The sequence below is a fragment of the Bacillus gobiensis genome (assembly GCF_001278705.1).
GTDB lineage: Bacteria > Bacillota > Bacilli > Bacillales > Bacillaceae > Bacillus > Bacillus gobiensis.
In genome coordinates this window covers 2,382,040-2,403,557 of record NZ_CP012600.1, presented here as the reverse complement: position 1 = coordinate 2,403,557, position 21,518 = coordinate 2,382,040, and the positions used below count along the sequence as shown (strand labels likewise).

At 39.4% G+C, this 21,518-nt stretch carries 20 protein-coding genes; 17 read left to right on the top strand and 3 right to left on the bottom strand.

Features of this window, described 5'->3' with window-relative positions:
* Positions 1–12: 12 nt before the first annotated feature.
* The 3 genes from AM592_RS24150 to AM592_RS12085 all read right to left on the bottom strand — a co-directional run bounded on the left by AM592_RS24150 (position 13) and on the right by AM592_RS12085 (position 2,871).
* Positions 13–162 carry a hypothetical protein gene (locus AM592_RS24150; protein ID WP_158320303.1) on the bottom strand — a complete coding sequence of 50 codons (150 nt, stop codon included), beginning with the start codon at positions 160–162 and terminating at the stop codon, positions 13–15.
* A 225-nt stretch (positions 163–387) separates the two neighbouring features.
* Positions 388–1,512, bottom strand: coding sequence for an alanine dehydrogenase (gene ald / locus AM592_RS12090; protein ID WP_053604015.1), 1,125 nt, complete (start codon positions 1,510–1,512; stop codon positions 388–390).
* A 129-nt stretch (positions 1,513–1,641) separates the two neighbouring features.
* Positions 1,642–2,871 carry a sporulation transcriptional activator AdeR gene (locus AM592_RS12085; protein ID WP_053604014.1) on the bottom strand — a complete coding sequence of 410 codons (1,230 nt, stop codon included), beginning with the start codon at positions 2,869–2,871 and terminating at the stop codon, positions 1,642–1,644.
* A 374-nt stretch (positions 2,872–3,245) separates the two neighbouring features.
* Here AM592_RS12085 and AM592_RS12080 point away from each other — a divergent pair, with 374 nt between their 5' ends.
* From AM592_RS12080 to AM592_RS12005, 17 genes are all read left to right on the top strand, one after another.
* Positions 3,246–3,539: a WXG100 family type VII secretion target gene (locus AM592_RS12080; RefSeq protein WP_053604013.1), complete on the top strand. Its 294-nt coding sequence runs from the start codon at positions 3,246–3,248 to the stop codon at positions 3,537–3,539.
* 85 nt (positions 3,540–3,624) lie between these two features.
* The gene (locus AM592_RS12075; RefSeq protein ID WP_053606097.1) at positions 3,625–3,864 is read left to right on the top strand and encodes an ESX secretion system protein YukD; all 240 of its coding nucleotides are present in this window, start codon (positions 3,625–3,627) and stop codon (positions 3,862–3,864) included.
* Positions 3,865–3,879: 15 nt separating this feature from the next.
* On the top strand, positions 3,880–5,109 hold the full coding sequence (gene essB, locus AM592_RS12070) for a type VII secretion protein EssB (RefSeq protein WP_053604012.1): 1,230 nt from the start codon (positions 3,880–3,882) through the stop codon (positions 5,107–5,109).
* An 84-nt stretch (positions 5,110–5,193) separates the two neighbouring features.
* A complete protein-coding gene (gene essC, locus AM592_RS12065) occupies positions 5,194–9,684 on the top strand; it encodes a type VII secretion protein EssC (RefSeq protein WP_053604011.1) in 4,491 nt (1,496 codons plus the stop codon).
* Entirely contained in the window at positions 9,681–12,788 is a 3,108-nt protein-coding gene (gene esaA / locus AM592_RS12060) for a type VII secretion protein EsaA (RefSeq protein WP_053604010.1), read from the top strand. Before essC ends, esaA begins: the two co-directional genes overlap by 4 nt.
* Entirely contained in the window at positions 12,778–13,248 is a 471-nt protein-coding gene (essA, locus tag AM592_RS12055) for a type VII secretion protein EssA (RefSeq protein ID WP_053604009.1), read from the top strand. Before esaA ends, essA begins: the two co-directional genes overlap by 11 nt.
* 23 nt (positions 13,249–13,271) lie before the next feature.
* Positions 13,272–14,003: a (S)-benzoin forming benzil reductase gene (locus tag AM592_RS12050; protein WP_053604008.1), complete on the top strand. Its 732-nt coding sequence runs from the start codon at positions 13,272–13,274 to the stop codon at positions 14,001–14,003.
* 222 nt (positions 14,004–14,225) lie between these two features.
* A complete protein-coding gene (locus AM592_RS12045) occupies positions 14,226–14,756 on the top strand; it encodes an HD domain-containing protein (RefSeq protein ID WP_053604007.1) in 531 nt (176 codons plus the stop codon).
* 272 nt (positions 14,757–15,028) lie between these two features.
* Positions 15,029–15,535, top strand: coding sequence for a copper resistance protein CopC (locus tag AM592_RS12040; protein WP_053604006.1), 507 nt, complete (start codon positions 15,029–15,031; stop codon positions 15,533–15,535).
* Positions 15,535–16,614, top strand: coding sequence for a copper resistance D family protein (locus AM592_RS12035; protein ID WP_053604005.1), 1,080 nt, complete (start codon positions 15,535–15,537; stop codon positions 16,612–16,614). The genes AM592_RS12040 and AM592_RS12035 overlap by 1 nt, the downstream gene beginning before the upstream one ends.
* A gap of 80 nt (positions 16,615–16,694) precedes the next feature.
* On the top strand, positions 16,695–17,798 hold the full coding sequence (locus AM592_RS12030; protein WP_053604004.1) for an AI-2E family transporter: 1,104 nt from the start codon (positions 16,695–16,697) through the stop codon (positions 17,796–17,798).
* 68 nt (positions 17,799–17,866) lie between these two features.
* Complete coding sequence (locus AM592_RS12025) at positions 17,867–18,088, top strand: spore germination protein (protein ID WP_053606096.1); 222 nt, start codon at positions 17,867–17,869, stop codon at positions 18,086–18,088.
* Positions 18,089–18,172: 84 nt separating this feature from the next.
* Entirely contained in the window at positions 18,173–18,421 is a 249-nt protein-coding gene (locus AM592_RS12020) for a YueH family protein (RefSeq protein WP_053604003.1), read from the top strand.
* Between the two features lie 113 nt (positions 18,422–18,534).
* Complete coding sequence (locus AM592_RS24995; RefSeq protein WP_264080126.1) at positions 18,535–18,657, top strand: hypothetical protein; 123 nt, start codon at positions 18,535–18,537, stop codon at positions 18,655–18,657.
* Between the two features lie 133 nt (positions 18,658–18,790).
* Entirely contained in the window at positions 18,791–19,192 is a 402-nt protein-coding gene (locus AM592_RS12015) for a YueI family protein (RefSeq protein WP_053604002.1), read from the top strand.
* A 100-nt stretch (positions 19,193–19,292) separates the two neighbouring features.
* Entirely contained in the window at positions 19,293–19,844 is a 552-nt protein-coding gene (locus AM592_RS12010) for a cysteine hydrolase family protein (protein ID WP_053604001.1), read from the top strand.
* Between the two features lie 15 nt (positions 19,845–19,859).
* Positions 19,860–21,326, top strand: coding sequence for a nicotinate phosphoribosyltransferase (locus tag AM592_RS12005; protein ID WP_053604000.1), 1,467 nt, complete (start codon positions 19,860–19,862; stop codon positions 21,324–21,326).
* Positions 21,327–21,518 lie beyond the last annotated feature (192 nt).

Genomic DNA, 21,518 nt, shown 5'->3' with positions numbered 1-21,518 from the left:
GAGCGAATCTCTTTACCTTGACGCAAGTTCGGTTAATTGTTCATCATCCATTTCAAGGATATATTTTTCCAATTCAGGCTTTTCTTTTGCAACCTTTTCCTCAAGCTTTTCTCGATCGTATTCGGATAAAAAATAGCGTTGAATTCGAATTGCTGTTGCCATATCGTTTTGCCCCCTTACATGGCCAATCATATAATACTGATCACAAAAATTATCCAGTATATTAGTTTATGCTTGTAAAATTGTAGCGGATTTTGTCATATTAATCAACCATACTATAAAAAAATCTAGTAATATATTATTCCGGCCATCGTTTTTTGCCCGGGCAGAGGCAAGCCAAAAAAGCGTTTCAATAGAATGATCTAATGAAACGCTTGTCTTTAGCAATTATACAAAGCTTTTAACAGCATCATCAACCGGGACGTAGTTGTATCCGAGATCTCTGGCTACTGCTTGGTAAGTGATTTCTCCGTTCATTACATTGACGCCTGATTTCAAAGCCGCGTTTTCATTTATGGCATTCTTAACTCCTTTATTTGCAATTTGTAATGCATACGGAATAGTCACATTCGTCAATGCCACGGTTGATGTTCTTGGAACGGCACCTGGCATATTGGCTACAGCGTAATGAAGGATGCCGTGCTTTTCATAGGTTGGCTGATCATGGGTAGTGATGTGATCGACTGTTTCAACAATGCCGCCTTGATCAATGGCCACATCTACAATCACAGAACCTTGTTTCATTTGCTTAACCATTTCTTCCGTTACGAGGGTTGGTGCTTTTGCTCCCGGAATTAAGACGGCACAGATTAACAAATCAGCTTCTGCCACACTGTCGGCAATATTCACAGGGTTGGACATAAGCGTTTTTATTTGATGGCCGAAAATATCATCCAGCTGGCGGAGACGATCCGCATTAAGATCGATCATTGTAACGTCGGCACCGAGTCCAACGGCTGTTTTTGCTGCGTTTGTTCCAACGACACCACCGCCGATAATTGTCACTTTTCCTCTTGCTACCCCAGGGACTCCTCCAAGCAATATTCCGCGGCCGCCTTTTGGCTTTTCTAAAAATTGCGCACCGATTTGTGCTGCCATTCTTCCGGCCACCTCGGACATTGGCGTAAGCAGCGGCAGTGAACGGCCATCGCTGACAGTTTCATAAGCAATCGCAGTAACACCTTTTTCTTTTAACGCCTTCGCTAAGGATGGCTCTGCAGCCAGATGAAGGTAAGTAAATAAAATTAAATTCTCCCGAAAGTATACATACTCCTCTTGCAGAGGTTCTTTTACTTTCAAAATCATTTCAGAAGAATCCCAAACTGATTTTGCTTCTGTAATGATCTCAGCTCCTACAGACATGTAATCCGCATTATCAAATCCGCTTCCAAGGCCCGCGTCCTGCTCAACCAGTACACGATGACCTGATGCAATTAATTGTGAAGCACTTCCAGGTGTAAGCGCAACTCTGTTTTCGTTGTTTTTAATTTCTTTTGGAACGCCTATTATCATGCTATTGATCCTCCTTGTTATTATTTCCAGGTTAATTTTCTGAAACTTTAGTTATTTATAGTTTATCTCTTTTATATCGTAATTTCTTTGTTCGAAATAAAAAAATAAAAAACATGGATTTGTGAAATTTCACAAACCCATGTTTCGGATCTTAATCTCTAGTAAAATCGAAAATTTTTCATTTACATTTTTTAGGTCTAACCCTGTAATCTCTTGTATGCGTTTCAATCGGTAGTTCAGCGTATTGACATGAACATTAAGCTGTTTTGCTGCGGTTTTGACGTTACTGTCTGAATCAATAAAGGTTTCAAGGGTTTCAATTAGGTTTGAATGATGCTCATTATCATATTTCTCCAGCTGAGATAAGGGATAGTTCGGAGACCTGTTATGCTTTCGTTTTTCTGCAAGTACGTCAAGATATTGATAGATACCTAATTCAGAAAAGCTCATCAGGTGTTCTGCATCGGATAAATAGCGCTCCTTTACCTTTAATACAGCCAGTGCTTCCTTATAGGCGATATGAACAGATGAGATATCGCTGTAAATACCGCCAATGCTCATTGCAAAATGTTCTATATTGTACCTTTGCATCATTTGTTTTTCCATGACTCTTAAAAATTGCTTAATTTGATTCAAAGGCTGTTCTTCTTTTGGAGATACCAATAGTATTAGTTCATTATAATCGATCGTCACTAAACAAATGTGTACAAGCTGCGTCGTTTCTAGTAAATAGTTTAGCTGCTTCTCCATTTTTTCCGTAATTGGTTTTGTAAATCTGAACAAAACAACAGAATAGATCGGAGGCATCGTCTTGTTCAATTGATAAAAGCCATCTGCCATATCATCGTGCCGAAGGGTATTGCCGGTCAAGAGTTTCCAAAAAAACTCTTGCTCTCGTTCTTCCTTCTTCATCTTCCCTTTTTGTAAATAAAGCAATTTATTTTGAACGGCATTGGCTGCTTTTTTTAATAGGTCCAATTCATTGGAAGTAAGTGACTTATTAATTTCCTGTGCCCAAATAAATCCAAGCACCTCGTTGTTTTTCCAAATGGATATAGCGACCCGATTGCCCAGACCCACCTCTTTAATGTTTTTTACATGGATCGGTTCTTGGCTCTTAAGCAAGGCAGGAATGGTGCCATCCTTCCAAAGGCTGTGAATGACTTTCTCAGGAACTCTTCTTCCGATAATAGTTGAAATTCTTGCGGGATCTGTGGAGTCGCTATGGGTGCTGTATGCAAGCAATCTGTGATTGACGTCTTCGATTGTGATCGGACATTTGAGAACATCGCTGATCTGCTCAGCAACATCTTCAAGACTGTCTGAGCTGTATTTGAAGGGATCGTAGCTTTTGTCCATGACATTCACCGCTTATTAAAGATATTAAACATCAGGAAGTACCTGCAGAAGCTGATACATCTGATTTTATATATATTATGAAGAAAGTAAGAAGGTAAAACAATAAAAATAATAAATTAGACTAATAAATAGTAAGTTTATGAAAAATAGAAACAAAAAAAGTGGGAATTTCTTCGAAAATTACTTCGGTAAAACATATGCTATATTACCTATTATATGAAAATAATCACAAATATTTTCATAATTAACTAATCTAAAATACTTATTTTTAAGAAATAAAACATATTAGTTTGACTGGCTTTTCGACATGTTTTTATAATAAAGACGTATTGTTAATTATAACCATGCTACATATTAACAAAGGAGGATGAAATATGTCAGGAATCATTCGTGTCACTCCGGAACAATTAGAAGAAAAAGCGCAGAGGTATCAGGAAGAAAGCGGTAAAGTTGAGGAGCAAATCGGAGTTCTTAGAAACTTGATCGGCCAGCTCCAAGATGAATGGGAAGGTGAATCAAGCAGAGCGTTTGCTCAGCAATATGAAGAATTAGAGCCTTCTTTCAAACAAATGGCCCAGCTGCTTGCTGATGTATCCCGCCAGCTTGACAGCACTGCGAAAACACTTAGAGATACTGACCAAGGTATCGCGTCGCAAATTCGCGGCTAGTCATTTAGAATGAATTGAAGAATAAAAGGAGCGCCTAATTCATAACATGACGGCGCTCTTCTTTCGTTTCGGAGTGTGGAAAACTATGTATATTGAGATTACGATAGATTTGAAGAACTACAGCGGTGATCCATTCGATATCAGGCTGTCAAATTATCATTCGATTAAGAATGTCATTGATATTGTATGGCAGACAAAACAAATTTCGATTCCTCCGCGTGAAGGCTGCTGGGTAAGAATTATCAATAAAGAACAAGTGTTTCCGGGGGAAAGAACGATGTCTGAATGCGGTATTACGACAGGGGACCGAGTGGAAATTTTATGAGGGAGTCCGAATGGAATGGAAGATAAAAAAACATATCTCGAAGAACAAATAGATGCAGTTATGAACGAAAATGAAGGCTATACCTTCACCTTTCAACGCGAAAAAATCAAGCTTCTGGATGGTTTGGAAGCAACCATGATAAAGGAAGTAGACCCTGCTTTTGAGAAAAAAATAGAACTAACTGATGATGAGTTGCTTGTCACCATTCATCCCCCTTCTACATATCAAAATTACCGTATTCTTAAAAGGAAAGATCAAAAGAGCAAATGGCGATTTGCTTATCAGCTTGTTAAAAAAGTACAGGAGCATTCAATGGAAAGGCTCCATTTGATTATTGCACCGGAAAATATCGTGTTTGACCATAGTCTTACACCTGCTTTTTTGCATTATGGCGTGACAGAAAGCATTCCTCCCTATGAAACTGACCATGATCGCCTGATGAATGAGATGAAAGCGCTCATAGCACTTTCGGTGGATGAAAAATATCCCTTTCATGACTATTTAAAATACTATGAAACATTAAAACTTTCTGAAACAGCCAAAGAAATCCTATCCAAAAAAAACGAAACGGAACTTCTTGAGTATATTAAAGAAAAGATAGAAGAAATCGAAGCCGAAGAAAAATTGCTTTTGCACATCCCAAAAAAGAAATGGAGTATGCAAAAGTATATTGGAATTGGGCTTATTGTACTGCTTGTTCCTGCCATTATCTACTCCTTTTATTCTTTATTTTTTGCCATTCCGAGACAAGAGGCATATGTCGAAAGTAACAGGCTTTTCTTAAACAATCAGTACAGCGAAGTAATTAACGAACTATCAAAATATGATGAAAGAAGCATGCCGCAGGGCGTCCAATATCAGCTCGCCCGTTCGTATATTGTTACAGTATCTTTAACCGAAGAACAAAGGGGCAATATTGAAAACACCTTAACGCTCCAAGCTGACCCTCAATATTTTATGTACTGGATTAATATCGGCAGGGGGAAGAACAAGGAAGCAATTGATATTGCACGTATGCTGGAGGATAGAGATCTGATTGCATATGGACTTATTAACTATCAAAAGGAAATTATGGCAAGCAGCGAGCTGGATAGTCAAGAGAAGGAGCAGCAAGTGAAACAGATTGAAGGCGAACTGCAAGAGTATCGAAATGAATTGGAAGAGCAGCAAACTGAGGGAGAGCAGTCTGATGGATCCAATGATTCAGCAGCGGAAAATCAGCAGGATTCCGGCAACAACAACTAAATTACCATAAAAATATATAGAATCTATTTGATAAATAGGGAAAACCATCAACGACTAAAAGGGTTTTTTTCAGGAGGGAGACACATGGATCTGCTATGGGTTTTCAACGACCAAGGCTATCAATCTATAAAATTAACTCAGAAGCCTGCGCGAACTTACACCATAGGTCCTGATTTACAGCAGACAATCACAATCCGAAGCTTTCCGTTCGAAAAAGGAATCATTACTTTAGAACCAAATAATAGCAGTGACGGATATTATCTGTTTGAAGGAGAAGAATCTCTGGGGAGTATAACGGAGAACCAGCCTTTTTTGCTGAAAAATAAGAATAAACAAATGACCATCATTCTGACGGAAGACAAGGCTGAAACGTCTCTTTACTATTTAGGGGACAAGAAGGACATTCGTTTTTCGACAGATGATAAAGAAAAAGCCAGCTTTTATAAAGGGACGAGCCCGCTATTTTCTGCAGAAAAAGGGGGATTTTCCCTCCTGCATACGAACGGAAGATGGCACGTTCTTCCTGAGAATCAAGAGGTGTATGTAAACGGAATAAAGTGTACCGCACCTGCTCCAATTGAAAGCGGAGATGAGCTGTTCTGGGAATTTACAGTATTTAAATTAATTGAAAATGATTTGCTGGAAGTTGTCAGTTATGAACCTTATGAAACCACTTTGGAAAGATCGATGAAACCAAGCTCAGAGATGAAGAAGAAATACCCGCTTTTTCGAAGAACTCCACGTATGATATATGAACTTCCAAAGGAAAAAGTGACATTTACGTTTCCGTATCAAGAAAATGATTATGAAGGCAGAAGCTTTTGGATTATCATCATGCCTCCATTAGTCATGCTGATTGTCATTGGGATCGTTGCCCTTCTCCAGCCAAGAGGAATCTTTATAATTGTCTCGATCATGATGTTCATTACGACCTTAATTACGTCTTCAGCACAATATTTTAGAGAAAGAACGCAGAAAAAACAGCGGGAAGAAAAGCGGAAAAGAGTTTACAAGCTGTATTTGGAAAATAAGCGGAAAGAATTGCAGGAGCTGTCAGACAAACAAAAAAGTGTCCTTTCCTTCCATTTCCCCCGTTTTGAACGTATGAAATTTTTAACCAAGGAAATAGACAGCCGTATTTGGGAAAAATCATTGGAAAGTGCCGATTTTCTGCAAATTCGTCTCGGCACAGGAGATGTCGAAGCCAGCTATCAGATTTCTATGAATGGCGGAGATCTTGCTCATCGTGATACGGATGAGCTGTTAGAAAAAACACAAAAAATGGAAAAAGTCTATAAAAAAGTGAAAAACGTTCCCGTTACTGTCAATTTAGCAGAAGGGCCTATGGGAGTTGTAGGGAAAGAGTCAATTGTAAAAAATGAGCTTCACCAGCTGATCGGGCAACTTGCATTTTTTCACAGCTATCACGATCTCCGCTTGATCTTTATTTTTGATGAGAATGAATATAAAGATTGGGAGTGGATGAAGTGGCTGCCTCATTTTCAGCTGCCAAATTCCTATGCCAAGGGCTTTATTTATAATGAACAGACGAGAGACCAAATCCTGTCTTCCGTCTATGAAACGTTGAGAGAGCGTGATTTAGAGGATGATAAAGAGAAATTGCTATTTAAGCCGCATTTTGTATTTATCATTACAAATTATCAGCTGATTTCTGAGCACGTCATATTGGAATACCTTGAGGGGGAACCGAAAAATCTTGGCCTCTCCATGATTATGGCAGCTGATACGAAAGAAAGCCTGCCTGAGCATATTTATACACTCGTTCGTTATATTAATGATCGCGAAGGAGATATTTTAATCGAACAGAAAAAAGCGGTACAAATTCCGTTTGCTCTTGATCAACATAGCAAGAAAGGTAATGAAACATTTTCAAGAACGCTCAGAACGCTCAATCATTTAGTTGGAATGACAAATTCGATTCCAAACATGGTTTCTTTTTTAGAGCTCTTCCATACGAGAGACGTAAACGAAATTGGCATTAAGGAAAAATGGGCAAGCAGTGAATCGGCGAAGTCGCTTTCTGTTCCAATTGGATATAAAGGAAAAGATGATCTTGTATATTTAAACCTTCACGAAAAGGCACATGGCCCGCACGGATTGCTGGCGGGAACGACTGGTTCCGGAAAGAGTGAATTTTTGCAAACGTATCTTCTTTCTTTAGCTGTACATTTTCACCCCCATGAAGTTGCGTTTCTGCTAATTGACTATAAAGGCGGCGGAATGGCTCAGCCTTTTAAAAATATTCCGCATTTGCTTGGGACCATTACGAATATTGAAGGAAGCAAAAATTTCAGTATACGGGCGCTTGCCAGCATAAAAAGTGAATTGAAAAAAAGGCAGAGGCTCTTTGATCAATTCAAGGTGAACCATATTAACGACTATACGAAGCTTTACAAGGAAAAAATTGCGCAAGAAGCCATGCCGCACCTCTTTTTAATATCAGATGAATTTGCAGAATTAAAAAACGAGGAGCCGGAATTTATCCGTGAATTGGTCAGTGCGGCAAGGATTGGACGCAGTCTCGGTGTCCATTTGATTCTTGCCACGCAGAAGCCGGGAGGAATTATCGATAATCAAATTTGGAGCAATTCCAGATTTAAGATAGCCCTTAAGGTTCAAGACGCGCAGGATAGTAAAGAAATATTAAAAAACAGCGATGCAGCTTCTATTACAGTAACCGGCCGCGGATATTTGCAGGTCGGAAATAATGAGGTATATGAGCTCTTTCAATCGGCTTGGAGCGGCGCGCCCTATATGGAAGATAGAACAGGAACTGAAGATGAGATCGCGATTGTGACGGATACAGGATTAATTCCTTTATCTGGTGTCACTGCTGAATCTCAATCCCAAAAAAATTCACAGATCGAAATAGAAGCAGTGACAGAAGAGATCGAACGGGTTCAGTCAGAATTAGGTATTAAGAGGCTTCCGAGCCCATGGCTGCCTCCGTTGGAAGAAAGAATTTCTAAGATGCTCTACAAATCTAATAAAAAAGAAGTATTCCACATTGCATATGTAGATGAACCGGATCTGCAAAAGCAAGCGCCTTATCCATATCAGATAATGGAGGATGGGAATATCGGCATTTTCGGATCTTCCGGTTACGGAAAATCGATAACTGTAACGACGCTTTTAATGAGCTTTGCTGAAGAGTACTCTCCAGAAGAGCTGCATTACTATATTTTTGATTTTGGCAACGGATCCCTTTTGCCTCTTGCTCAGCTTCCGCATACCGCAGACTATTTCCTTTTGGACCAAAAGAGGAAAATGGAGAAGTTTATGCGGTTTGTTAAAGACGAAATAGAGCACAGAAAAAAATTGTTTCGCCAAAAGGAAATGAGCCATATTAAATTGTACAATGCTCTTGCTGAAGACGAGCTTCCGATTATTTTTCTAGTGTTGGATAACTTCGATGTTGTCAAAGAAGAAATGTATGATTACGAGCAGGAATTTATTAAATTTTCAAGGGACGGACAATCGTTAGGTATCTATTTGATCGTAAGCGCAACAAGGGTAAATGCCGTTCGCCAATCATTAATGAACAATTTGAAAACGAAAATTGTTCATTACTTAATGGATCAAACAGAAGCTTACGGAGTCATCGGAAAACCGAAATTCAGCCTAGAACCGATTCCGGGAAGGGTAATTATTAAAAAGGACGCATCCTATTTTGCCCAAGTCTTCCTGCCTGTTGAAGCGGATGATGACATCGAGTTATTCGATGAACTAAAGGCTCAGGTTCAGCAAATAAGAATGACATATGAAGACAGAGAAAAGCCAAAAGCTATTCCAATGCTCCCTTCCGAGTTATCAATGTATGACTTTGAAGAGAATTATGTCCCTAGTCGAAAAGAATACGGCTTTATTCCTTTGGGGCTGGATGAAGAGTCGGTTCAGCCAGTATATATGGCTCTTGCAAAAACCAAGCATTGTATTGTAATGGGACAGACCCAAAAAGGAAAAACGAATGTCATAAAGCTGATGCTAAGATATCTTCTGGACGGGGATACTCAGCAAATTGGCGTATTTGACAGCATTGACCGGGGATTGACTGAGTTTACACAGGAAGAAAAAATAAATAATATCGACACGAAAGAAGAAATGAAAGAATGGCTTACTCAAAATGAAGAAGTATTCAAAACGCGTGAAGCAATGTATTTGGAGGCAGTTCAGCAGAGAGAAGTGCAAAATCTTTCATTCGCTTCCATCGTTTTGGTCATCGACGGGTTTGGAAGGTTTCAACAGTCAATTGATGCTTCCATACAGGATAAAATTACATCTTTTATAAGATCATATGCCCATCTTGGCTTTCATCTGATTGTCTCAGGAAATGCAAGCGAATTTTCAAAGGGCTACGATTCTTTGACCACAGAAGTGAAGCAGGTAAGACAAGCAGTGCTGCTCATGAAGAAATCAGATCAAAACATGATCCCACTGCCATATGATCGCCAGGAAACCGAGATTCAGCCCGGATATGGCTATTTAATCGAAAATGGGAAAGAGAGAAAGATACAAATTCCTTTATGTTCAAAAGAGAGGAAGAAAGCCATATGACGGAACAAAGAAAAAGCATGATAAAAATCATTTGTACAATGGTCATTATCTTGCTTGTCCCTTCCCTGTTTTTCCAGTTTATTGGGGAAGATCCAATGAAGCAAACCAACCAGGCCACCCGCAGCATTGCCATAGTTAATGAGGATGCGGGCGTAGATGAGGAAAAGGAAACGATTCGATTTGGAGGGGAGGTTGCTCAAGTTCTTTCAGGCCGGCCGGACTACGATTGGGCAATGCTGGGTCGCAGTGCGGCCGAAAACGGACTCGCAAACAGAAATTACGATGCTGTCATATATATTCCGTCTGATTTCTCAAAGAATATCTTAAGCTATAATAAAGAACATCCACAAAAGGCAACAGTCGGATTCGCTATCCAAGAAAGGCTGGATGCAGTCAATAAAGAAAGAGTACAAAGAGAGCTGGAAGATGCCCAAAAGTCAATGAATCAGCAGATGTCCACTCTTTATTGGAGCTATGTATCACAAGAGATTGAAAATGTCAGAAATGAGTTTGATAAAATTGTCTCAAAAGAAGCCGAATTTCTGAATGCGATGACAGGCTTTTACAAACCGAGCTCTACTAATCTAGCCGGAGAAGTCGAACAGCAGCAGCAAATGATCAATACTTTGAAAGATACTATGGAAAGTGCGGATGCTTCAAAAGAAGAAAGGAAAAACAATACAGATCAAGCGAAGGAAGAGCTTTCTGAATTTGTTAAAAACGTGGACCAATACAAAGAATATCAGCAAAATCTGCGAGAGGTATTGCTAAGTTCACAGTCAGAGAACGAAGCGCAAATTAAGACAAGCCTGCAAGAGATTTCAGAGAAGCAGCAGCAAATGTCAAACCAATTTACGACTCAAATGAATTCACTCACCTCGAACGTGAGGGGGCTGCAGACACAATTAGGGCATACAACAGATGTGATGTCTAACTTCCGAAATGTTCGAGAAGCACAAATTCCCCGGCAGCAAAGCGGGATTAGAGATATTCAAAGCCAGCTCATTAACGATTATCAACACGCGTCAAATCAGTACATGCTCACAATGATTCAAAATACAATTCTGCCAATAAGGCAGGAGCTTCAATACCCGACAGAAGAACCAAAAAACAAATACCCGGAAGAGCCTGAGGAAAGTAATGGTGATGGAGCAGAGCTGGATCCCGCGAGTATTGAAGGAACAGAAGCTTCCGCAACAGGAGATTCTGGAAGCGGAAATGAAGAAACTGGACCACAAGATTCAGAAACCGGAAATAAAGATGAAAATAATCCTTCACCAGATCCCCCTGGATGGGAAGTGCCGGATGTAAGTGATCAGTTGGATCAATTGAGTCATGTTTCGCAAAGCATTCAGTCTATGGTTACAGAGCTTGAAGCGAAGAAAAATGGGCAAAACGATCAAGAAATAACTGATCTCCAAACCAAGCTTGTAGCTTTTAAAGGAAGCATCGATCAAGCTGTTACTGAGATAAACCAAAAGCTCGGCGATGACAGCGGCAATAACGAAGAGCTTAAAAAATATATCAACGACCTTTTAAAAACGATCGAAGTGATTGAAACGGACAAAAAGAATGCCCTTGAGAATGTTAACAAATTGCTTGCTGATAAAGGCGTATTGGAAGAAAACATAAATGAACAAAAAGAGACGATTACAAATTTGACAGAACAAATTGATGAGAAGAATAACGAAATCGTTCGTCTCAAAAAAGAAGTAAACGAGCAAATTGACATCAGAAACGATGATTATAAAGAAATTTATCAATTCATTAACAACAAAGAACGAGACATTTTGAATTCACCTTCACTTAGCGACAGCCGCAAGGAAGAGCTGAAAAAATATTTTGATATGCCATTGCACAGCAGAAATATTAACGATCTAATGTTGTACTCAGGCTATCTTTCCCAATATCATGATATATTGTTTGTCCCTAGATCGACGGAATCACAGAATAATAAAGTAATTGATGACCAGTCGGAAAAGGTGAAATCTGTTCTGTTTATCAATCAAGAAGAAGAGACAAGCTGGCAGGATTTAAAAAACAATATGCTTACTTCAAATGAAGAGATCGACAGCTTTATTAATGGAATGACCTCATTTGTTGATGGATATGAGAATTTCATTGGTGAAGAACAAACACAGATTTTGAACAGTCTTTCTGCGATTTCAGAGAGTGCCGGCCGTGTAGCCGAACAGCTGAGTAACCCCGCTCAAGCGACGGGTGCGGCAGAAACCGTGGTTCAAGGGGAAGGCTTAGGCGGAACAATCGTTGTACAGATGCAAGATTCGATTGGAGAAGAAGTGCTTGAATTATCAGATACGATCAGTTCATTATCTAAACGTCAAGAAGAAGTCATTGATTATACGAATAATCTTCAGCAAAGCGTCAATGATGTCCAGGAAAAATCGGATACATTGAATCGCAACTGGGCGCAAAACGTTTATTCAACAAAGCTTATCCGGCAAGATGTCTATGGGATTCTAGGCAATACGTTGGTTGATGGGCAAAATAACGGATATGTCTATGATTATTTGGCAAATCCATTGCAAATTAGCGGGGAGGTTCCTTCAGAGACCACCCAGAAAGTTCCTCCAGTCGTGATATTGATTATTTTGCTTATCAGCAGCCTGCTTATCGGATATTTCAGCCAGTATTATCGAAATGCCCCGCTGCTGGTGAGAGGAGCATTGTTTGGGTTATTAAATATCATTGTCGGCCTAATGATCAGCCTGTTTAGCTTAAATATCTACACACTTTCGGATGATCAAGCGATTCAATGGTCTGTTTTTACCATTTTGCTATTGGTTACATGCTCTGCACTTGTAAAAACGGCATTTACTTTAACTCCAATTGTCGGGTGGCTGGCAGCGGCAGGATTAATCCTGTTCTTTACGGCGCCGTTAATTGATCTTGTTATGCCAAACTTTGATTTTCATGATCCGGTTTCTGCTGTTTATATTTCAATACAATACGATACAGGCAATTTATTTGCATTGGGGACTACGCTATTGGCAGTTATCACAATGGTATTGCTTTTAATACCTTTCATTTCAGCCTATGTAGCGTCTAAAACCGAGGAGAGCGAAACCGGATATGAAGCGTAATTTTTCAAAAAGGGGAACAATGCTTTTTTTGCTCCCTTTTCTTTTCTCATTTCCCGTATATGCAAACGCGGATAGCAATGGCGTAAATGTCAAGCCGAATCAGTATCAAGAAAAGGAAATAAAACGTAACACGGATTATTTACATGAAGATTCCTTGTATCAGCAAAAAAATCAGCTCTCAGAAGATCAGCTGATGTTAAAATTTGAAGGGCAAAAACCAAATAAAAACACGCTGTTGGCCGATCACCTGTTTAAAGAGACCAAAGAGGAGACAAATACGATAACAGCTAAATCAAAGCAGCTCGATGTCTCGTTTCAGCGAAAATTGAAAGCGAGTGAAGAAGAAATCGATTCGAAAGGCGAAAGCAACCAATCATTTCTAATCACGGGCCTGTTTGTCGGTGTAATCCTATTAGGGATCGGCGCACTATTCTTTCTCATTCCTAAAACGACACAATAGCAGCATGAAATGGAGGAGATAAAATGAAGCTTGCCATCGTAACAGGCTCAACAAAAGGTCTTGGCAGAGCGATTACTGAACGTTTGCTTAATCAAGGCGTACACGTGAATGCCATTTCTCGAAGCAAAGAAACGAATCAACACGAAAGGCTAACAAGCTACCAGGGAGATCTTTCGGATTCGGAAGAAATGATTCGGCTCATGCAAGAAATAACAGAAAAATTACCATTGAGTCATTACACTTCTGTCACACTAATTAATAATGCCGGAACGGTTACACCGATAAAAAGGGTTGGCGAAGCTGAAGCAGGAGAAGTGATAAATCATTATTCATTGAATCTTATTGCCCCTGTCGTACTTAGTCAGGCATTTGTAAAATGGACTGCAAATTTTAAAGGCAAGAAAACAATTGTTAATATTTCCTCGGGGGCCGCACACAAACCAAGCAAGGGCTGGAGCGCTTACTGCAGCTCCAAGGCAGGTTTGGATATGTTTACAAAGGTGTTCGGTGTTGAACAAGAGGATCATGAAAACCCAGTAAAAGTAATCTCCTTCTCTCCAGGAATTATGAATACCGAGATGCAGGGACAGATTCGTTCTTCGAAGGCAGAGGATTTTCAGCAGGTGCAGCGATTTCAAGAATTTCACGAAAAAGGACAGCTTCGATCTCCTGATTTTGTTGCGGGAAAGCTTATGTCACTGCTTGAAACTGAGATGGAAAACGGACGCATATATGATATAAAAGAATTTCTCTAAACCCGCGGCATGAATGCGCGGGTTTTTAATTTTATAAATTAAAGAAACTGTCTATAACGTAGAAAGCAAGTGATCATATACTGCTTTAACTGTGTTTTTCACTGGCTGGAAAAGGGTACAGAATTACAATTCCGCGAAAAATGAGAATAAATGTAACAAATAAATTGAGAAAAGCTTAAAAATATGTTAGGATTCTACAAATGCTTTCAAGGAGGGATTTCTATGAGATCCGTTCTATTAGTGGACGTATTCACCCATCCAATTGCCCAAAAATACCTCAAGCGTTCAGGCATTGCCCATGCGATTGCTTGTGCCTATCATGCCTGCCACATGGCAGTTAAAGCTGGAGTCAATCCCGATCTTGCTGCAAAAGCGGCGCTCCTGCATGATATCGGGCATTATGAATGGTTTACAGACGGAGAATGGGATTATGAATTGTACAAAAGAAATGATATACATGCGATAAAAGGCGCTGAACGTGCGCATAAGCTGTTAATTCGCCTTGGCGAAGAACCCAAGGCTGCGAAGGAAATTGCTTTAGCCATACTTCTTCATACGGATTCTTATTTGCCGGAAGGAGATTTGGAAAAAAACAAACTTCAGCAAATTGTCAAAATGGCTGACGAAATGGATGAAGAGCCGGGAGGAAGACACCATTATCGCGTCATTGACCAAACAACAGCTTTACATCGTATTAAAAAGCTTGACCAAATGATCGACCAAGCAGGGTATCCTATAAAAAAACTTGTATAAGGTTACGTGAGTCTGCCTGCGGTTGTCGATCCTCTTTTTTCACCTGCTTCCCCTCAAACTCTTTCTGCATGAAATGTGCTGCTTACAACCTATCCAAATTCGCAAAAATGATCAAAATATACGATTATAAAACGAGAAACATTGAAAGAATGTAAAAGAGCAGACAACTGCTCTTTTTGTTATTCTTGAAAAAACGTCAATTTCTCATTCGATTATGAAGAATTTCTTATGCTAGAATGTAGAGAAGCAGTATAGAGAGGAAGGGAATCATCATGAAAAAAATATTAGCATTTACTCTCGTTCTTCTACTGGCAAATCCGAGCCTCATTTTTGCCCATTCAACACTGGAGAACTCGACGCCTGAAAATGGAGCAGTTATAGAAGAACCCTTAAAAGAGATCACATTGCACTTTAACACACCAATTGAAAACTTAAGCACGATGACTTTAAGTCGCGAAAGCGAAGAAATAGATCTTGAAAACCAAAAAGTAGAAGGCTCTACAATCACTGGTACTCTTAAAGAGCCTTTGCAAAGCGGAGAATATACAGTTTCATGGAAGATTGTCGGTGAAGACGGGCACACAGTTGAGGATAGCATCGGCTTTTCAGTAAATGTTTCAGAAAAAAATCAAGACGCAGAGGACCAAGATGATCAAACAAATGCTCTAACAGATAGCAATGATACTGGTGGCCAAGGCCAAAATGCTTATATGTGGATTGGCATTATTGCTCTTTTGTTTGCAGCAGGTATCTATCTGTTAACAAGGAAGAAAAAATAATGCCGGATTTGTTCGTCTCCCTAGTGGATTTTTTTGTTTACTTGCTTCTTTCTTTTTTGGTCGGCCATATTTTTCTGACATTTATTCCTGAGGCGAAAAAACCATTTGTCCAAGTGCCAGAAAAATTACTGCTAGCCAGTCCGCTGCTCATCGCGATCTTAACCATCGGGCCGATTTTAAAGCTTAGCCTATCTTATTCGAAGGACTTTGGCTTTTATCAAGCCTTCTTTACCGTATTAACTGATTTACGATCGGGTCAGGCGTGGATGATGACTGTCATCATATGCTTATGTGTATGGTTGTTCAGAATGATAAAGGCGCCAAATTTACTTCAGCTGCTTTTTTTATTTGCGCTTATCTTTGTTTTCGGTTACGGAGGCCATTCCGCGTCTATTTCTCCTGTATGGGGGATCGTCAATCATGTGTTGCATTTCACAGGTGCTGTATTATGGGTTGGAATTTTACTGAACGTCGGTTGGTTTGGGGAAAAGGAGCAAAACTGGTCAGCATTTTTAAATTGGTTCACCCCTTTAGCAGCAGGATGTCTTGTCCTGATGATCACAAGCGGTCTTTTTTTAATGAGTTTCGTTATGAATATATTTGATTATGCCAATGCATTTCCGCTTTCTTACGGTCAATATTTGTTTATCAAACATATTGGGGTACTTGCTGTCATTGCTTTTGCCATTGTGAATGGCGGATTGGCTTCCTATGCAAAGTCCAACCGATTTCGGGTACTGCATTGGATAAGAGCGGAAACGGTCATACTCGGGGTTGTCTTTTTCTTTACAAGCCTCCTGGGGACTCAATCACCGCCTCATAATATTGGTGAAACACTGTCGACAAACGGAGAGTCCTTTCTTTTTAGGAGCTTTAAAGGGACTGCAAACATCCCTGTCCATGCTGATTTTTCTGTAAGCATTGCCGGAGTCGTCTTTGCATTCATGTCCATTTCATTTCTCGCTCTTTTTTATATTAGTTTGTTTAGAAATGGCAGTGTAAAAGTCGGCCTGTTATTTTGCTTTCTTGTCATGATTTCGTTTTATTTGGCGGCGATGAACAGTTTCTCTTTTTCTTAATGGGAAAAACGTTTGACATATTTGGATTTGAATAGTAGTTTGAAAGTAATCATAACAAGGTATTCAGGAGGAGTAGCGGCTTGCTTAAATCAAAAGTACATTTTTGGACACTGCAAATATTGCTTGTTTTGCTCATTATTTTTGTTTCAACGAAGGTATCTTTTTTATTTGAACCGTTTATCTTATTCGTTACCACCTTGTTTTTCCCGATTTTGATAGCGGGGATTTTGTTCTTTATTTTCAATCCAGTTGTTAACTTGCTGCAAAAAAAATTGCCGAGAACGATATCGATTCTTTTGATTTATTTGGTATTTATCGTATTGGTAAGCATCCTCCTTGCTACAGTGGGTCCTATCGTGACTTCTCAGATAACTGATCTATTCAATAATATTCCTCGATATGCTGAGGAAATTCCACAATTAATAAATAATCTTTACGAATCGCAATGGTATAAATGGATGCTGAACCAAGATTATGTTTCTATTTCTCAGCTGCAAAATACACTTAGCTCGTATGCGACAAATCTTCCTCAGAATTTTTCTAAAGGAGTAAGTGCGATCGTTGGAGTGATGGCAAATATAACACTGGCTATAGTAACTGTTCCGTTTATTCTATTTTATATGTTGAAGGATGGATCGCATTTTCCGAATTTGGCGGTGAAAATTCTCCCAGTTAATTACCGAAAAGAAGGGTTGAAAATTTTTCACGATTTGTATTCAACCTTAGCGGCTTATATTCAAGGACAGCTGATTGTCAGCCTTTTTGTCGGAACCGGATGTTTTATCGGGTATTCGATTATTGGTCTGGATTATGCATTAATATTAGGAATTGTCGTGGCTGTTACCAATATTATTCCTTATCTTGGACCGTTTATTGGAGCTGCACCGGCTGTGATTATCGCTCTGATTGAATCACCGACTCAGGCACTCTTAGCAATCGTAGTCGTTGCTGTTGTCCAACAAATTGACGGAAATCTGATTTCTCCACTGGTTATCGGAAAACGAATCAATACTCATCCATTAACGATTATTCTGCTCTTAATTGGCGCAAGCAGCTTCGGCGGTGTACTCGGAATGATATTGGCTGTCCCGGTTTATGCCGTATTAAAAGCATTCACCCTAAATGTAGTTCGGCTTATTCGTTTACGGCAGCTTTCCGTATTGGATAAAGAGAAACAGGCTTGATACCGATAAACAGGCACAATCAGCCTACCCCTTTCATACTATGGGAAAAAAAGTAGGGGGAATAGATGGTGCCTGCTATTGTCGGACCTATACGGATTGAGAATTTGCTAGATAACGGAATCACAAGCTTTGGAGATGTATTTGCCATCTCACCGAAAAGTGCTTTCCAGTCATCGGGAGGATCCGGTGCATTTAATACGGGAGATTACAATTGGTTTATGAATCAAAAAAGCAGTACGAAACTTGATGATTCTGATGTTTTTGATCAATTCGATGCATTTAATGGATAGCATTCCTAATTTGGAATGCTTTTTTTGTATGAAATCAGTCCTATTTGTTGTATAATAAAACCAAATCATCAGGAGAGTAAAAAAATGAAAATTAGAAAAGCGAATCTTACAGCAAATCATATTCCGATCAACCAGGTTTACCTTCACGAGAACAGGAAAGAAAATCATACGCTGATTGCTGTCCCTGACTTGGAATGGAGTATTCTCGTTTCTTATGAGGATGAAAAAGAAGAACTGTTTTTAACAATTGACCAATCACTTCAAAATAGAACGACAAGAGAAGCGGCTCAAGAGCTTGCAATTAAAATGGTTCAATGGGTTACTGAGATGTAATGACATATTTTCTTATATTGAAGCATAAAAAAATATTACTATTAATTGAAAGCGTTTACAAAAAGATTGAAGCATTTTGTTTATGGCCATACTGAAACAAGGGAGGGCTAATAATGACTAATTATGATTTTTCATTTATCAGAGGTATGTGCTGGGCAACGGTTTTCAGCATACCGTTATGGATTTCGTTTTTTGGATGGTTAAAATTGGTTGGAATGGTTTGGGCGGTAATGTAGTATTTCTTATAAATTCGAAATATGGACAGTTGGAATCATATTGGGCGAATGATAGTTTGAATCCTTGCTATTTGAAGTTTTGCTTTATTTTGCTTTATACTGGATTCAAACACTTAAATGCAGGAGGATTCGCATGGATGATTCTTCAATGGACCAATATATCCAACAGGGCATATACGGTACTCTTGAAACAAAAAAGGACGAACGCCGGCTTTTTTTAGGCTCGATTCGCGAACGGGTAATTATTGCGTTAACAATTGGGCAAGTAAGGAGGAAGGCGGTTTATAAAGAAGTTGAACAAGCATTGAATTCTAATAAAGAAGCAAAATTGCTGTTGAACGGACAAATGAACTATGGCGATTTTTCTAAATATATTCAATTAGCAAACAAGTCGGGGAACGATTTTACGATTGTATCCGATTCATTTCATCCGCTCCTGGGATTAGTTTTGGCGGCGCCCACAGCTGTCGATAAAGATAAGATATATATAGAAGACGAGATATTTCGTAAATCTCAACTTTCAAATAAGAAATAATGAGCCGGGTGTTGCTATGCAATAGTCGGCAAATTTAATTCTTTCAAAGCTGCTGTGACTTGGCTATACTAATAAATATAAAAATCAGGGGGAGAGAAGAGTGAAAAAAGCGTTAATCTGCATTGATTATACTAACGATTTTGTTGCTGCTGACGGCAAGCTGACCTGTGGTGAACCAGGACAGCAAATAGAAGAGGCAGTTGTTCAAATAACAGATCGTTTTATTCTACAGGATGAATATGTCGTTTTCGCCGTCGATTCACATCTAGAGGATGACCCGTTTCACCCTGAGACAAAATTATTTCCCCCGCATAATATAAAAAATACAGAAGGAAAAGAACTTTATGGAGATTTGAAGAAGCTCCATCTTTTACACAAAAGCAAGAAGAATGTTTATTACATGGAAAAAACAAGATATTCCGCTTTTGCAGGAACAGATTTGGAGATTAAGCTGCGAGAGAGAGACATCAGCCAAATTCATTTGATTGGTGTATGTACTGATATTTGTGTATTGCATACGGCTGTTGATGCTTACAATAAAGGGTTTGACATTGTCATCCATAAACACGCGGTAGCAAGCTTTAATCAAACTGGACATGAGTGGGCACTCTCACATTTTCAAAACAGTATCGGAGCGGAAGTTGTCGAATAGAAAAGGGGAATAGAGTTGGAACACCGTTATAAAGATGACAGTTTATCCTTACACACAGATTTATACCAAATCAATATGGTTGAGACATACTGGAGAGACGGAATACATGAGAAAAAAGCAATTTTCGAGCTTTTTTTTCGAAAGCTTCCTTTTGAAAACGGATATGCTGTCTTTGCGGGGCTTGAAAAAGCGATCGAGTATTTAACAAAGTTTAAATTTACGAACAGTGATCTTGCCTATTTAGAAGAAGAGGTTGGTTACAAGCCTGACTTTATCAACTATTTAAAAGGACTGACCTTCAGCGGCTCCCTGTACAGCATGAAAGAGGGAGAGCTAGTATTCGGCAATGAACCGCTGATGAGGATTGAAGCACCATTGGCGGAAGCTCAGTTGATTGAGACTGCTTTGTTAAACATTGTGAACTACCAAACATTAATCGCTACAAAAGCCTCCAGAATCAAACAAGTGATTCCAGAAGAGGATGCCTTGGAATTTGGTACTAGACGGGCTCACGAAATGGATGCGGCGATGTGGGGAGCAAGAGCGGCTATTATTGGAGGCTTCCAATCGACAAGCAATGTACGTGCCGGAAAGCACTTTAACATCCCGGTTTCAGGGACTCATGCCCACGCTCTGGTCCAAGCTTATCGTGATGAATATAAAGCGTTTAAAAAATATGCGGAAACCCACAGAGATTGTGTGTTTCTTGTCGATACATATGATACGATTCGATCAGGCATTCCGAATGCGATTAAAGTTGCAAAAGAATTTGGAGATCGTATCAACTTTATCGGAGTTCGTCTGGACAGCGGAGACCTTGCGTATTTATCGAAAAAAGCGAGAAAAATGCTCGATGAAGCAGGCTTCAAAGAGGCAAAGGTCATCGCGTCCAGTGACTTGGATGAGTACACGATCTTAAATTTAAAGTCGCAAGGTGCAAAAATAGATGTATGGGGAATCGGAACAAAGCTGATCACAGCGTATGACCAACCGGCGCTGGGGGCAGTTTATAAGCTTGTTTCGATCGAAGAAGACGGAGAAATGGTCGATACGATAAAAATTTCTTCAAATCCTGAAAAAGTCACCACTCCCGGGAGAAAAAGAGTGTATCGCATCATCAATCGCTTGAACAACCATTCTGAGGGAGATTATATCGCACTTGAAAACGAACCAGTAAATGATCAAGAGAAGATTAAAATGTTTCACCCGGTCCATACGTTTATCAGTAAATTCGTTACAGACTTTGACGCGAAGGAGCTGCATGAAACGATAATTGAAGAGGGAGAGCTAATGTATGAAAAGCCCTCTATAAGTGAAATACAAAGCTATGCAAAGGAAAATCTTAACCTCCTCTGGGAAGAATATAAAAGGATCAGCAAACCCGAGGAATATCCGGTTGATTTAAGCGAAGCCTGCTGGACAAATAAAATGAATTTAATTCAAGAGGTAAAAGAGAAAGCGAAAAGCTTAAAAGAGGATTAGAGTGATACCATAAGAGGAAACCTTGGTAATCGAGCAATCAGAGGGGATGAGGATATCCCCTCTGTTTTTTATTTTTTGCAGTGTATAAAAGATAAAATGATTAACTCATTATAGGGACATTAAGAGAGAAGTAATTATTGCAAAGATTGCTGGATTCGGTTATTCCATTTAGTATTAAGATCTTCAATAAGT